The 14,472-nt window shown below is 56.0% G+C and carries 11 protein-coding genes; 3 read left to right on the top strand and 8 right to left on the bottom strand.

What is annotated here, in order from left to right:
* The first annotated feature begins 5 nt into the window (after window positions 1-5).
* Window positions 6-1,001, top strand: coding sequence for a GlxA family transcriptional regulator (locus PseuLF5_RS11260; protein ID WP_340133531.1), 996 nt, complete (start codon window positions 6-8; stop codon window positions 999-1,001).
* A 17-nt stretch (window positions 1,002-1,018) separates the two neighbouring features.
* Here the strand turns inward: PseuLF5_RS11260 and PseuLF5_RS11265 are convergent, their stop codons facing one another.
* The 8 genes from PseuLF5_RS11265 to PseuLF5_RS11300 all read right to left on the bottom strand — a co-directional run bounded on the left by PseuLF5_RS11265 (window position 1,019) and on the right by PseuLF5_RS11300 (window position 12,319).
* Window positions 1,019-1,654: an SLATT domain-containing protein gene (locus tag PseuLF5_RS11265; RefSeq protein WP_340133533.1), complete on the bottom strand. Its 636-nt coding sequence runs from the start codon at window positions 1,652-1,654 to the stop codon at window positions 1,019-1,021.
* 77 nt (window positions 1,655-1,731) lie between these two features.
* Window positions 1,732-4,377, bottom strand: a complete 2,646-nt coding sequence (gene rdrB, locus PseuLF5_RS11270; protein WP_340133534.1) for an antiviral RADAR system adenosine deaminase RdrB — start codon at window positions 4,375-4,377, stop codon at window positions 1,732-1,734.
* Complete coding sequence (gene rdrA / locus PseuLF5_RS11275) at window positions 4,377-7,214, bottom strand: antiviral RADAR system adenosine triphosphatase RdrA (protein ID WP_340133535.1); 2,838 nt, start codon at window positions 7,212-7,214, stop codon at window positions 4,377-4,379. Before rdrA ends, rdrB begins: the two co-directional genes overlap by 1 nt.
* A gap of 143 nt (window positions 7,215-7,357) precedes the next feature.
* Entirely contained in the window at window positions 7,358-8,260 is a 903-nt protein-coding gene (locus PseuLF5_RS11280; RefSeq protein ID WP_340133537.1) for an alpha/beta fold hydrolase, read from the bottom strand.
* Window positions 8,261-8,272: 12 nt separating this feature from the next.
* Window positions 8,273-8,905: a BRCT domain-containing protein gene (locus tag PseuLF5_RS11285; RefSeq protein ID WP_340133538.1), complete on the bottom strand. Its 633-nt coding sequence runs from the start codon at window positions 8,903-8,905 to the stop codon at window positions 8,273-8,275.
* Window positions 8,906-8,917: 12 nt separating this feature from the next.
* Complete coding sequence (locus PseuLF5_RS11290; protein WP_340133540.1) at window positions 8,918-9,307, bottom strand: hypothetical protein; 390 nt, start codon at window positions 9,305-9,307, stop codon at window positions 8,918-8,920.
* A 392-nt stretch (window positions 9,308-9,699) separates the two neighbouring features.
* Window positions 9,700-11,526 carry a glycoside hydrolase family 15 protein gene (locus tag PseuLF5_RS11295; protein WP_128615316.1) on the bottom strand — a complete coding sequence of 609 codons (1,827 nt, stop codon included), beginning with the start codon at window positions 11,524-11,526 and terminating at the stop codon, window positions 9,700-9,702.
* Window positions 11,519-12,319, bottom strand: a complete 801-nt coding sequence (locus tag PseuLF5_RS11300) for a glucose 1-dehydrogenase (protein WP_123463526.1) — start codon at window positions 12,317-12,319, stop codon at window positions 11,519-11,521. Before PseuLF5_RS11300 ends, PseuLF5_RS11295 begins: the two co-directional genes overlap by 8 nt.
* A gap of 233 nt (window positions 12,320-12,552) precedes the next feature.
* Here PseuLF5_RS11300 and PseuLF5_RS11305 point away from each other — a divergent pair, with 233 nt between their 5' ends.
* Window positions 12,553-13,293: a thioesterase II family protein gene (locus PseuLF5_RS11305; RefSeq protein WP_123463524.1), complete on the top strand. Its 741-nt coding sequence runs from the start codon at window positions 12,553-12,555 to the stop codon at window positions 13,291-13,293.
* A gap of 39 nt (window positions 13,294-13,332) precedes the next feature.
* Window positions 13,333-14,316 (top strand): TauD/TfdA family dioxygenase, encoded by a 984-nt coding sequence (locus PseuLF5_RS11310; protein WP_340133541.1) that lies wholly within the window; start codon window positions 13,333-13,335, stop codon window positions 14,314-14,316.
* Window positions 14,317-14,472: the final 156 nt, after the last annotated feature.

Below are 14,472 nucleotides of genomic sequence, written 5' to 3' on the forward strand. Positions count from 1 at the left end.
GCCAAATGCCCAAAGCCATTCACGTACTCGCGTTTGCCAACATGCAGATCCTCGACGTCACCGGGCCGTTGCAGGTGTTCGCCTCGGCCAACGACATTGCGCGTCAGCGCGGTTTGCCCTTGCCCTATGCGCCGTCGGTTATTGCCAGTGAGGGCGGGGCGGTGATGTCCTCGGCGGGGCTGGCGGTGCTGGCCGAACCTTTGCCGCAGCAGGCCAGCGATACCTTGATCATCGCCGGTGGCTGGGGCATTTACCCGGCGGCTGAGGACGCGTTGTTGGTGGATTGGGTGCGCGAACACGCGGCCAAATGCCGGCGCGTCGCCTCGGTGTGCACCGGCGCGTTTCTGTTGGCGGCCAGTGGCTGGCTCGACGGGCGCCGCGTCGTGACGCACTGGACCCGTTGCGAACAATTGGCGCAGCAGCACCCGAAGCTGCAGGTCGAAGCCAATCCGATCTTCATCAACGACGGCCCGGTCTGGACCTCGGCGGGCGTCACCGCCGGCATTGATCTGGCCCTGGCAATGGTCGAGGAAGATCTGGGCCGCGACATCGCCCTGGACGTGGCGCGGCACCTGGTGGTGTTCCTCAAACGCCCGGGCGGGCAATCGCAATTCAGCGTAACCCTGTCGCTGCAAAATCAGGGCAATCGCTTTGATGAACTGCACGCGTGGATCGCCGAACACCTCACCTGCGACCTCGGCATCCCGACCCTGGCCGAACAGGCCGGGATGAGCGAGCGCAGTTTCGTCCGCCACTACCGCGCCGACACCGGCCAGACCCCGGCACGGGCGATTGAATTGATTCGTGTCGAAACCGCCCGGCGCTTGCTCAGTGACACCGGTTTGCCGGTCAAACGCATCGCGGCCAACTGCGGGTTTGGCAGTGAAGAAACGTTGCGGCGCAGTTTTTTGCGGGCAATTGGCGTGACGCCGCAGGCTTATCGGGAGCGGTTTTCGGTCAGTGATTCCCGAGAACAGTCCGTCGGAAACGTCCATGAATAGCGATCAGAGTCTGAACGTCAACCGGGATCTTTTGAATCGTCCGTCTTCGCTTTCGCGTTCTGCCCAATCAGGTTTTTGAGCTCCTGCATATCTTCAACAACGGCAATGCCCCACGCCGCCGTTTCTGCCTTGACGATTTCATGGGCCGTGTCGACAAATTTTTGCAGAAACGCCTCGGCTTCTTTCAGTTGTTCCGGGGCCAGAGTGTTTTCAGGATGATTAGCGAGCCACATCGACCACTGGACCTGGAAGTTGGTCAACAGGTGTTTCAGTTCCAAACGTGCGATCACGTACCTGATATGACCCCGTGTATAACCGAAAGAGCGATCAGCCAACATAGCCGCACCTGCAACGGCCAGAGCGGGATATCCCCAACCCACCAGACCTTTGAAGTATTCATTGATTCCGCCTAATAGCGGTGCAAGCACCCCGATCGTGCCAAATCCGATCGCGATCCAGCGTGTTTTTTTTGCCCTTGAGGTATGTCTCGTGCTTAGCGTTGAGTAGAAGTCAATGTTGCTTTGCATCAGCGTGCTGACTTCTTCAACAATGCGTATGAGGGACTGTTTGTCGTGCCGGTTTGAGTTAATCGATTTCAGCGCATCGAGAAAAACTTTGAATGACTCCGGTTTCGGTGGGGTTTTAGCGAACATGGGTATTTCGGCTCCTTTGCGTCCTTGTTGAAGTGGCGCTTGGTGTTGTTCAGTGAGCATCGAGCATAGGAGGAAAATTATCCCCATAACGATTCATGTTTCTGATGGAACTGTTCCAGGCCCAGCAGGCGAATGCGCTCCAGCCATTGTTCTGCTTGCGTGCGGGACACTTCGTGTGTCAGTGCAGCCTCTCTTAGAAGCGCAAATTCAGTACGTAGTGTGGTGGGCATGATGCCGGGGTCGTCTGTATTGATGCAGAACTTGATCGGCCCACGTCGCAAACCGAACAGGTTATTTTTCGCGCCTTTGGCCAAGGTGTTTTCATCTGGCGGGTACCATCGAAAAACGGGATGCTCGCTGTGACATTTCAGGCGTGCGATGTAAACGTTGGAAGTCGGGTTGGCTTCAATGACCAGCCCCAGACGGTCATATCGGTCGAGCAGCCAGTCCTGAAGTGCGTGCATGAACAAAACTTCGTTGGACGTTTCGGTGACGGTAATCAGGTTCAAATCCCCTTCTGTCCGATAGTGACTGTCGGATTCATGATCCGACTGGCGAATTCGAACCTTGCAGAGATGCTTTTTTTCATGACTCTCAAGCGGCGATGCATAGTTGTTCAAACCGGCTCGTCGAATTGAAAGACCCCGCCAGCGTTGTAGATAGAGTTGCGCGGCGGGAGAGGGTGTTTTTTTTGTGTCTTGTCCGAAATCACGGCGGTCAGGAACGGCAATTTTGAGTTTCGCGTCCTCAAAATAGGCAATGTTGTTGTACTTAACGTAGTGATTGCAGTTGCGTCGTAACCGCCATGCGTCGAAAAGCTGTTCGATCGTCGGCAAAGTTGATTCTTGCTGTAACCAGGAAATGTTCGGAATGAGCCGGCGCAGAGTACGTTCCAGTTTGGGAACGATCTGTGCCGCCAGATCAAGGTGTGGGCTCATTTCGCAGGCGTGATGCCAGGCCCAGACCAGGTTGTCGACATGCTCATCAAGCGGTAGAACGGCTTCACCATGTCGATCCAGCCACATTTTGGGTTCTATACCAAGCGCCAGGGCATGTCCGAGCCTATCACCCGAACGCATTTCACAAAATTCGACGGTTTCATCGATGTGGCGCATCCCCGATAGTGGATGGGCATAATCTTCGCCAGCGTGAATGCTCAGATGCAGTCCCGTTGCGGGAGCCGCCAGAAAAGGTTTGGATTGCAGGCCTTGGCGCAACCATCTGATCGCGGGGGCAAATACTTCGGTCTTCACCGCATTTTCATCTCCCGCCACATCTAGACCTCGTATCCAGCGGGCTGGTTGTAGCCGTCCGGGCCACAGCGACGACGTATTGATCAGTTCTTCACGTTCCCAAGAAGCATTGCTGGCGAGTTTACTTTGCAGCTTGTTGGCTTCCTGCCAGACGTTTGAAGGGTTATCTCGACTGAGTTCATCACGAATGAGGTGAATGCAGAAGTGCCAGCGCTCAAACGCATTGCGCATTGCCAGTTGTTTTGCCAAGGGTACTTGCCGGAGTTTTGGTGCCGACTCAAGGCCAATGGCGGTGCTCAGATGGCCCAACCACTGGACGACGGCTTGAGGTGAGAACTGATGATGGACAACCTTGATCTCCGCCACGTCACCTTCACCGTGAAAGATACGCCGCGCGGCATCGGTGTACTGCTGATTCCAGCCCAGATTGCGGCGCGCCTGATTGTTGTAGACGTCTACAAAACGGGTCAGGCCCTGGCCGTCCATCAACAGTTGTCGGCGCATGTGAGTCAGCGAATTGAGTAGATAAAACAGGGCCATGCGCAGTTCGCTGGTGCAGGCAGGATCTTGATACCGCGTCCAGCACCAGATCACAAACCACAACCATGCCTTGCCGGTATCGCCTTTGATCAGGGCCCGGGCAATTTTCTGTCGTTGCCAATGCGGATGCAGAACATCGGCTGGTTCCATCTGTTTTTCAGCGAGCCATTTCCAATTGATGCTGATGGGCGGCTCGATTTTCCAGCGGCTGCCGAGACTCTTGGTGCAGATTTCACGAACCTGATTTGAATCAAGTGGCTCAGTACCAACTTCCATCAACAGTCTTTGTGTCAATCGTTGCAGGGATGGAAGTATTTTCAGTGCGGGTTCGTTCGCCAGCTCTTTCAACGGCGCGGTCAAACCCGACATCAACACCAGGCCGTCATAGTGGACTCCGCCCAAGTGCACATGGTTTTCCGCAAACGCTTTGCCTGTCTGCGCACGTGGGCTGAAAAACGGCTGTTGAGCCTCCACAATCCGCGACAGGTCATTGCATCCAAGCCTCGGCTGTTGTCGCAGACGCCTGGCAATCCGCCAACCGGCCAGCAACGCCGGATCAAGCCGCGCAGCACATCGCACATAAGCCTGCACACGGTCATCGCGATACTGAATGACGTCACCGTTTTCCAGAAACAGTTGATCGAACAGGCCGTCGAGCATGTCGAGCCTTCCTCCCTGTGACTCAAGGAAGATGTTGCGAGGCCACAGAGTCTCGAGTGCCAGATCCATGTCGTTGATACGAAACCGGCGGGGGTAATCCGCATCAAGATCGAGACGCAGATTACGCAGACAGGTTGCGTGAAACGAGTCGTGTAGGGTCGGATCACCTAGGTCTGGTGCAACCAGGAGCCGCGACCGCAAGGTCTCCGCCAAGGATGTACTGGAGAAGCACGTGGCGCTGGCGAGCTCGAAGAGTGATTGGTCGAGCATCAGGCAGGACCAGACCCGGAAGTTGCGGCTTTTAAGTGCTCCACATACTGTTCATGCATGTATCTAAGATGGCGCTGTGGCGTTCCCGGCTCTACGTGTTTGATTCCATTTATGACATTGCTGAACTCAACTTTCAATGAGTCATCACATTTATCACTTACAGAGGTTAAAAACTTTAGCATTGTGTGGGAGGGAAGGTTTTTTATCGTGCCTATTTTTAAAGCTATGCCTTGCTCCCGGGCGGTTGCGTTGATTATTTTATTAAGTTTTGTTGAGTCTGTTATGTGTTTTTTTAATTTTTCTGGTTCTGTTAATGATTCCATGGCTGTTTCAAAGAAGCCGGATAGGGGGTGTGTTTTATTTATTGAGATTTTTCGTTCGTTTTCCTTCTTGTTTGTAGAGTTGTTTTGTGTTTTATGGTTGTTTGTCAATAGTTCCCGCAATAGGGTGCGGAGAGGGTGGGATTCCAGTGCAAAAGTGTAGGATCCAGTTTTAAAGTCGTGATGCTGCGCTCTATCATTGATTTTTTGCAGAAACGGAAGAATATTTTGTCGATAATGTGGATGTTGTTCGAAGTTGGTGCTGGAGCTTGACATGTTAACGTAGGAAATTATCCTTGGTAGGCCAAATACTTCACCTTTTTCGAAGCTCCCGAATGCAGACCAAACGGAGTTAAACATTCGCATTCCCGAATCAATGATTTCGAATAGCGAGGGGTTGTTCGGCTTTTTATTTGTCGAAAATATACTTATTTGGTTGAACGATTTATTAAGAACGTTATGGATCAACCAGCTATGCGGGGCTTGGATGTTGTTATTCTGGCGCCAGTTATTTATTTCACTTGCGAGATTGGCTATGGCTTCGTTCGTTTCGTGGTCGCCTTTGAGTGAATCTTCCGTACTGACATCTTCCCTAGATTCATCCTCGTTCGCGTCGAAGGCTTCAGAGAGATTGAGTGTGTTGGTATGTGCCAGCGCCGATATCGAGTGAAAAGGCGGACGGTTTATGATCTCCGTGATTTCGGTCTCCGAAATGTCCCGTACAAGGCTAGCGATAATCAGTTCAAAAATTCGCCCGTGAAATACGAGGTTCGCCCGCTGGTTAGGCGAAAAAAAACTCCAGTGCACAAGCAGTTGCCGTGCCAGTTCTGCCTTGCCCTGAAGATCTTCGGGAACGTGGGGATTGAATGACCAACTGGAAGAAGGCTTGACATGAATTCTTTGGCCTTTTTCTGGAACCGGAAAGTACAAGATGGTCGACTTTGGGATTCGCTCTATCCAAGCTTGAGGAACAATCGGGGAAAATATTTCGGTCCAGACTTTGTTTATGCTGGAAATATTGTCAAAGTATTCATATTTTTTATTGTTTTGCTCCAGTGGCTGGAACATGTCATGTGCTAATACAGATGTTTTTTTACTGTCATTGCTTTCAGCGTGCCATTTTTCGTTGGTGAAAGCGGTGAAGTAAACGGCCCCACCTTTGCGATGATACTGAAAATAATCAGAAATGACTTTCTGCCACTGTTGAATGTAAGGGCGAAGTTCCTTTTTCAGATTCTCAGGGATGTCCGCTGTACTGGCTCCTAATGAACGATAGGCTCGCTCCTTCCCGGTGCGACCATCCCGTCGATGACGTTCGACGGTGACCGCCTTATTGAGATTTTCTTCAAAGTCCTGTACAGCCATCGCAACACCCAGTGGCATGAACAACAGGCGTTTAAGCATGGTGGGAAGAGTTTGAGGCGAGCAACTATTGAAATCTAGGTCAAGGTGATCCTTGAGCTTTGGAATCAGATGCTTGCAACCATTGATGAATTGAGTCATTTCTCTGACGGTCTGTAGCGGGGTTTCAAGGCGACTATTTTCCTCTCCGTTGACTCGTTCGTTAAGTAATGCGTCAAGCCAGTATTGGAGCATGCCGAGCGGAAAGATTTTTACGCCATTATCGGTCAGGATGATTTTTTGATTCTGCAGGTAGCTTGTTAGCGCCGGAAGTTTTACCCGTCTCGGTAGCGGAAGAACTTTACGTTGATATTCTTCCGCAAGATCCTTGGCCCTTGTTTGCGCTTCTTTTTCGATAGCCGCTTTGGGATGTGTCAGTCGTCCATGAAATTCACGCCAGATAACTTCGTCATACAGACTCAGGTCACCACTGATCAGGGGTACGACAAAAGGAGAGGTCAAGTATTTGCGAACAACCTCAATGTTTTCAAAGGCCAACTGCAGCGAAGTATCAACGTCATCAATAGGTAGAACAACCAGCTTTTTTCCAGTCAGTGACAAAGTTTTTTTCAGCAGAAGGTGAACATTTTCTGCGAGAGACTGGTTGCCCATGAACGCACGAAGTTTATCCAGACCATATTGCTCTTTCTGTTTCTGGATACCTTCCAGTGCCGCTCCCAGCTTATGCAACTGCTCATAAAACGCTTCAGCTTCCTTTTCATGGTTTTGCAGGGCGCCACGAACGGCCTTGTCTCTCATTAACGCAGCAACAATCACGTTGAGCAGGAGGTCATCACCGTTTTCCAGGAGTGTCGGATCCAAGGGTTTGAGGATCAACAGATCCTTATTACCTTCGAGGTAAGTCTTGAGATTGACTAAAACCGAGCTTTTCCCGGTGCCTCGACCACCGTCAATCAGAATCGCCTCATGGCTGCGATAGTCGTCAAGGTCGTCTGACGGACTGTCCAAAGAGGGAGTTTTGCCAAGACTGTTTTGTAAGTGCTCTACGATTTTTTTGTAGACGTCTTGCGCCAACAGGTTTTTTGGTTCCGGTTGATGTGCCTGTTCGCCTTGGTCGATTGGCAATTCGATTTCGATGCCGGGATTCTCGCCCATGTAAACCGTTCCTTGTCATGCGCATAGCGCCTGCCCGACGGGGGGGAGGCGAAGATTTGATTGAATGGATCCAAAGAGAGTAGCCATGTGCTACTGCAATTGCCAGTCAATCTCTTGCGTGGCTATGCGTTATCAAGGGGCGTTTATTTACGTTGCAACAGATCCAGCAATGCCTTGAGTGTTTCATCCGGCGCCTCTTCCGGAATGTTATGCCCAACGCCGGCCAGCACCCGCCGCTCGTAAAACCCGGTGAAGTGGTGGGCATCTTCATCCTCCGCCGGCGCCGGACCTACGCCATCATCAGCACCGCACAGTGAAATCGTCGGAACACTGATCGCCGGTCGTTTCTCCAGCGCCAGCTCCATCCCTTCCAGCGCCGGATCACCCGGCGCATACATGAAGCGATGACGATAAGAGTGAATCACCACCTCGACGAAATCCGGGTTGTCGAACGCCGGTGCACTCAACGGATAACGCTCGGCGTTCCGCGCCCAGGTCGGCGACCACAACTGCCACAGCAATTCGCACAGCGCCCGACGATTCTGCGTCAGCCCTTCAACGCCACGGGGCGTGTGGAAGTAATACTGATACCAATAGCGATGCTCGCTCTGCGGATCCAGCGGCTGGACCGAATTCGGAATGTTTTGTAGGTTGTAGCCGTCGCCAGTCACCAAACCGCGCACCCGCTCAGGAAACAGCGCCGCCACAATGCACGCCGCCCGACCACCCCAGTCATAACCGCACAACGTCGCTTGCTCGATACCCAACGCATCCATCAGATCCAGCAGATCCTGCGCCAGCGCCGCTTGCTGGCCGGAACGCAACGTGTCCGGGCTGTTGAAACGGGTCGGGCCGTAACCGCGCAGGTACTGGACGATCACCCGGTATCCCTCGGCAGCAAGGGCTGGGGCGATTTCGTCGTAGCCGCGGGGTGAATAGGGGAAGCCGTGGAGCAGGATGACCGGTGTGCCTGTGTCCGGGCCATGGTATTCGTAGGCAATGGTCAGACTTGGAGTTCTGCTGAAAAGAATCGCATCATCGGTCATCTCATGCTCCTGTTATCCGAACAGCACCTTCTGCCAGTGATCTTCGCTGATGATCGCAATCGGCACGCCGTTGTCTCTCAGTTCTACGGCTTTTTTGATCTTGGTGCCATAAGTGCTATGAAGCCACTGATCATTGCCAATACTACCGACCACCAGATAGTGAGTTTTTTTACTGACGGAGCCGCCAATCAGTCCACCACGTTCGATAATCTTCGATTCACATTCCTTTCGTGGTCCGTAGGCCATGACGCCGGTAAAGAGGAATACCCGATCAACCAGACATAATTCCGGGGCCGGGTGGTCGAGAGGAAGACTGGTAGACGCTGTATGGGTTTGTGCGATGCCGACCGGTAAACCGGTGAACTGATGGAGCATTTCCAGCAATTCCACAGATTCATCGGCGTCTAGAACACCGTCGTTGAGCATGTCGGCGAGTCGCTTGTATAGGATGTTTACGACCGGATCTTCCAAGTGCACCAAATGGGTTTCGATCCATGTCTTGAGAAACTCGGCTTCTTGCTGGTTGATCTTCCCGTCGGCGGCAAGTCCTGCGGCAATACCCACCAGTGCGTCGGCTGAACGCCGGTCGATCCTGGCCTGATGAAAGAAAGCGCTGTTTTGAAACTCCTGATGCAGATCGACCATTGCTGCTTCTCCTTAAACCTCGGCCTCTGCGAGCTGATTGAAATACTTCGCCCGATCCGGAGTAAACGTCACCCGCATCTTCGTCCGCGAGCAGGTCAGCGAACGCTCTTCACCCAGATCAATATCCAGATCCTCGCCACGTAATCCTTGCCACTGCGCGAGGTATTTGAGCGAGCCGAATTTTTCGTTTTTCTTCAGGCTGCGACTGACGCCACCTTTCCAGCCGAGCACCGGCAGTTCGCCGGCAAGGCATTTTTGCGCGAGGTCGGGGAAGCGGGTGGCGCGCTGGCGGCCGATCTCCCAGCATTTGATCAGGCCTTGGTCGGCGGCTTCCCAGAGTTGGGTGCGGGTCAGGCCGCTGCGCAGGGGCGTGCCGATGGTGCGGTGGACGTGCTGGGTCATTCTGGTTCCTTGAATTCGGGTTTTATTGGACAGCTCCGCTGTGCCCGTTGCGGTGGATGGTAGGGGTGGATGTAACAGCTGGCAACAGGGTATTTCAGGGTGTAAGTGCAGGTTACGGGGGAGGGATTTACCTGGGTGTTGTTTAGACAAAGTCGGAAAAAACTACACAAACTGTGGTGAGCGGATTTATCCCCGATCGGCTGCGCAGCAGTCGCAAAGCCATGCAATGCGGTACTGCTGAAGAAACGAGCGGGCAAAGAGCCGGGCCGCCTCGCAGCCCGTCGGGGGATAAATCCCCTCACCAGAGGGGATCTGATTCTGTTTATTTCTGTGTAGGGGTTAGCCCGGCGAAGCGCTGAAGTTCGGCATATTTCCTACAGAGACTGACGAAATTACGGCTGCCAAACACTCTTTTCCCCACTCAAACGCCGATCAAGAAAACTCGCCGCACTGATCAGTGCCAGATGCGTCAGCGCCTGAGGGGTGTTGCCCAGATGCCGGCCCTTGCTGTCGAACTCTTCGGCGTACAGCCCCAGCGGGTTTGCATAGCGCAGCAGTTGTTCGAACTCCAGATGGGCCTTTTCCACCTGGCCGGCGCGGGCTAGGCATTCGACGTACCAGAACGAACACGCGGCAAACGCGCCTTCGGTGCCGGTCAAACCGTCGATGTTGGCATCGTCGTTGCGATAGCGATAAACCATGCCGTCGCGCACCAAGGTCTTTTCGATTGCCTCAAGGGTCGACAGCCACCGCGGGTCCTTGGCGCTGACAAAGCGCACCAGCGGCATCAGCAGCATCGAACCGTCCAGCGCCGTTCCGCCCTTGTACTGGACGAAATGCCCGCGCTCCTCATTCCAGAAGTTGCCCCAGATATCGGCGTAGATCGCCTGCCGGGTCTGATCCCATTGCACAAACGGCGCCGGCAACGAGCGTTTCGAAGCCAGACGAATGGCCCGATCCAGCGCCACCCAACACATCAGCCGCGAATGCAGAAAGTGATGTTGTTCACCGCGCATTTCCCAAATGCCTACATCAGCGGTCTGCCATGTCTCACACACTTGATCGACCACTTCGCGCACGTGGTTCCAGCCTTCGTGGGAAATGGCGTCGCCATACTTGTTGACCAGATACACCGCGTCCATCAATTCGCCAAAGATATCCAGCTGAATCTGCTCATACGCACCATTGCCGATACGCACCGGTTGCGCGCCACCGTGGCCGGACAGGTGAGTGAGTTCGGTTTCGGGCAGTTCCTGACGACCGTCAATGGCATACAGAATGTTGAGTTTGGTTGGCTGGCCGCAGCAATCGCTGACCCGCCCACGCAGCCAGCCCATGTAGGCATTGGCTTCGTCGACAAAGCCCAGGCGCATAAAGGCATAAACGGTAAACGACGCGTCGCGTATCCACGTGTAGCGGTAATCCCAGTTGCGTTCGCCGCCGGGGGTTTCCGGCAGACCGAAGGTCGCCGCCGCCAGAATTGCGCCGTGCTGGCGCGATGTCAGCAGCTTCAGCGCGAGGGCTGAACGGTTGACCATCTCCCGCCAGCGGCCGCGATAGTTGGACTGGCCGATCCAGCCGCGCCAGAAGCTCAAGGTGCGCTCCATGCACAATTGCGCGGCACCTTGTTCAAAGCGCGGATCGTCGGCGCCACCGAGGAGGAACTCGGCGTGCTCGTTGTGCTTCAAGGTAAAGGAGGCCAGCGCCGCATCGTTCTCGATGTGCAGCGCTTGATCCGAGGTCAGCCGCATCGACGGTTGCCCCTCGGCGCTGAACACCACGGCTTGCCGGTCCATCTGTGCGCGGGTCTTGGCGCGGGCGTAGTCGTGGCGCACGGCACAACGCACATGGAAGGTCGCCTCGCCGCTGACCACCCGCACCCGGCGCATCAACAGCGGCAGGTCGTCCTGGTTGTCGGCCACCGGCAGCAGGTCGGTGACCTCAACCACCGCCCGTTCACTGAGCCAGCGGGTTTGCAGCACGTTGGTGTCTGGCAGGTAAATCTGTTCGCGTCGGGCGTCGGGCAAGTCCGGCGCCAACTGGAAAATCCCGGCGTCAGGGCTGTCGAGCAGCGAACAGAAAATCGACGGGCTGTCGAACTCCGGCCAGCAGAAAAAATCCACGCTGCCCTTGTCGTTGACCAGTGCTGCGGTGCGCATGTCGCCGATGATGCCGTGGGCGTCGATCGGGCTTTGTCGTTCCAGGTGATGCTCAGCCATTGCCGCGAAACTCCGGATAGAGGCTCATGCCGCCGTCGATGAACAGGGTAGTGCCGACGATGTAGTCGGAGGCGTCGCAGGCAAGGAATACCACCGCGTTGGCGACATCTTCGACATCGCCGATGCGGCCGTAGGGAATCAGTTTGAGCAACGCCTGCGCCGCGTCGCCCTCGGTGGCCTCCGCGTTGATCGCCGTGCGAATCGCCCCCGGCGCGATGCCGTTGATGCGAATGCGCTGATGGCTGACTTCCTGGGCGAGGGTCTGCATCAACTGGTCGACGCCACCCTTGGACGCCGCATAGTTGACGTGCCCGGCCCACGGAATGCGCTGGTGCACCGAACTCACGTGAATGATCTTGCCGGCGGCGCGGGACACGCCCTGGCGAATGCCCTGGCGATTGAAGATTCGCAACGCGGCACGGGCGCAGAGAAACTGGCCGGTGAGGTTGACGCCGATCACCGCGTTCCAGTCATCCAGGGTCATGTCCACGGCGGCGGCGTCTTTTTGCATACCCGAGTTGGCCACCAGAATATCCAGCGAGCCAAAGGCGTCGAGGGTCTGGGCGAACAGCCGTTCGACCTCGTCTTCCTTCGACACATCGGCGCCAATCGCGATGGCCTGGCCACCGTCGGCGACGATCTGCCGGGCGAGGGCTTCGGCGGGCTCGGCCTGGCGGTTGTAGTTGATGACCACCGCAGCCCCGGCGGCGGCCAGGGCCTTGGCGGCGGCGTGGCCGATGCCGGAACTGGCGCCGGTGACGAGGGCTACCTGACCGGCGAGAGAAATATGCATAGGGGAGGGGCCTGGGTTGAGGGCTTAATTAGCTGACCGGTGGTAAGCGACGAGAGTTCACTCGACGCAAGGTGCTGCGTCGAATGGGCTGACCTCTTCGCGAGCAGGCTCGCTCCTGCAAGGGGGCTGCCACGCACACAAATCCCCTGTGCGAGCCTGCTCGCGAAGGGCGGACTAATTCGCGCGACGCCTCATCCGTTCTCTTTTACAGATAACCCATTGAGGTAAACGCGGTGACAAAGCTGACACTGCTGTGCCTGCCCTATTCGGGCGCCAGCGCCATGGTCTACAGCCGCTGGCGGCGCCAACTGCCGTCGTGGCTGCACTTGCAACCGGTAGAACTGCCCGGGCGCGGTGCCCGTTTCGACGAACCCCTGCAAATCGACATGCGCGCCCTGGCGCGCCAGCTGGCCCGCGAGCAAAAGCCCGGTCTGCACACGCCTTATGCGCTGTTCGGGCACAGCCTCGGCGCGCTGCTGGCCTGCGAGATGGCCCACGCCTTTCGCGAACTCGGCGCACCGGAGCCGGTGGCGCTGTTCGCTTCCGGCACCGCCGCGCCGACGATGCGCAGCGACTACGACCGTGGGTTCGCCGAAGCGCGCAGCGACGAAGAGCTGATCGAGCAGTTACGCACCTTTCAGGGCACCAGCGAAGAAGTGCTGGCCAATAAAGAGCTGATGAGTCTGACGCTGCCCGTGCTGCGTGCCGATTTCATGATGTGCGGACGCTTCACGCCGGCGCAGCGGCCTTCGCTCAATTGCCCGGTGCACGTGCTGGGCGGCAAGGAAGATCGCGCGACCACCGAGCAACTGATTGGCTGGAGCAAGGAAACCCAGGGCAGTTTTTCCGTGGACATGATGACCGGCGGGCATTTCTTCATTCATGAACACGAAGCCCGGGTCATCCGCACGATCAAGACGCATCTGGAAGTCCATCACCGGCGTCATGCCCAAGCGACGGCCCCGGCGCTGTAACGCACGGCGCCCTTATCGAGTGATTACAGGAGGCCAGTCATGGCTGTTGCTGTGGAATTTTCCGTTCGGCCGCTGCTGCCGCAACGGGGACGCCTGCCATTGTTGGTGGAGGCGAGCGACGCGCAAACCGACCTGTTGGCGGTGTTCGACGAATTGAAAGCATTGGTGGATGAGCATCTGCTGCGCGATGGCGGGGTGCTGTTTCGTGGATTTCGCCTGAACGGTGCCGAACAGTTTCGCCAGTTCGCCGCCAGTTTTGGCCATCCGTTGTTGAACTACGAGTTCGGTTCGACGCCGCGCACCAACGTTACTCAAGGGGTGTACACCTCGACGGAGTACCCGGCGCACCAGAGCATCCCGTTGCACAACGAGCAGGCGTATTCCCGCGACTGGCCGATGAAGATCTGGTTCTACAGCATGATCGCGGCGAAATCCGGTGGCGAAACGCCGATTGCCGATAGCCGTGAAGTCTATCGGCGCATACCGGCGGCGATCCGTGAGCGCTTCGTCAGCAAAGGCCTGATGTATGTGCGCAATTTCGGCAATGGCCTGGATGTAGCCTGGGAAGATGTGTTCAACACCGAAGATCGCGAGGTCGTCGAGGCTTACTGCAAGGCTCACGGCATTGTTTGCGAATGGAAGGATGACGGGGAGTTGCGCACCCGTCAGACCTGTCAGGCGGTGGCGGTGCATCCGGTGACCGGCGACAACGTCTGGTTCAATCAGGCGCACCTGTTCCACATTTCCAACCTGCAAGCGGAAGTGCGCGAAAGCCTGCTGGACATCGTCGACGAAGAGGACTTGCCGCGTAACGTCTATTACGGCGACGGCTCGGCCATCGAAGACGAGGTGCTGGCGCAGATCCGCGCGGTGCTCGACGAATGCGCGATCAGTTTTCCGTGGCAGGAAGGCGATGTGCTGATGCTCGACAACATGCTCTCGGCGCATGCGCGCTCGCCCTTCGTCGGGCCGCGCAAAGTCATCGTGGCGATGGCCGAGGGGCATTCACAGGGCCCGCTCTGAGCCAATCGAGTGATTGCCGATAAAGCTGCCGAAGCCGGTCCTGGACCGGCTTCGGCATTTTTGTCTGGGCGGTGGGGCGCCGGGCAGCCGCTGCGCTAAATCATCGCGTTGGTCATTCGTTCTTGTTGATACGACCGGGCCTCCTGGTCACGCCGC

The sequence above is a fragment of the Pseudomonas sp. LF-5 genome (assembly GCF_037626295.1).
GTDB classification, from domain to species: Bacteria; Pseudomonadota; Gammaproteobacteria; order Pseudomonadales; family Pseudomonadaceae; genus Aquipseudomonas; species Aquipseudomonas monsensis.

Bases quoted from the DNA above. Each gene is read 5' to 3' on its own strand.
- PseuLF5_RS11260 (WP_340133531.1), top strand. From the start codon at position 6: ATGCCCAAAGCCATTCACGTACTCGCGTTTGCCAACATGCAGATCCTC.
- PseuLF5_RS11310 (WP_340133541.1), top strand. From the start codon at position 13,333: ATGGCTGTTGCTGTGGAATTTTCCGTTCGGCCGCTGCTGCCGCAACGG.
- rdrA (WP_340133535.1), bottom strand. From the start codon at position 7,214: ATGGGCGAGAATCCCGGCATCGAAATCGAATTGCCAATCGACCAAGGC.
- PseuLF5_RS11300 (WP_123463526.1), bottom strand. From the start codon at position 12,319: ATGCATATTTCTCTCGCCGGTCAGGTAGCCCTCGTCACCGGCGCCAGT.
- PseuLF5_RS11265 (WP_340133533.1), bottom strand. From the start codon at position 1,654: ATGTTCGCTAAAACCCCACCGAAACCGGAGTCATTCAAAGTTTTTCTC.
- PseuLF5_RS11295 (WP_128615316.1), bottom strand. From the start codon at position 11,526: ATGGCTGAGCATCACCTGGAACGACAAAGCCCGATCGACGCCCACGGC.
- rdrB (WP_340133534.1), bottom strand. From the start codon at position 4,377: ATGCTCGACCAATCACTCTTCGAGCTCGCCAGCGCCACGTGCTTCTCC.
- PseuLF5_RS11285 (WP_340133538.1), bottom strand. From the start codon at position 8,905: ATGGTCGATCTGCATCAGGAGTTTCAAAACAGCGCTTTCTTTCATCAG.
- PseuLF5_RS11290 (WP_340133540.1), bottom strand. From the start codon at position 9,307: ATGACCCAGCACGTCCACCGCACCATCGGCACGCCCCTGCGCAGCGGC.
- PseuLF5_RS11280 (WP_340133537.1), bottom strand. From the start codon at position 8,260: ATGACCGATGATGCGATTCTTTTCAGCAGAACTCCAAGTCTGACCATT.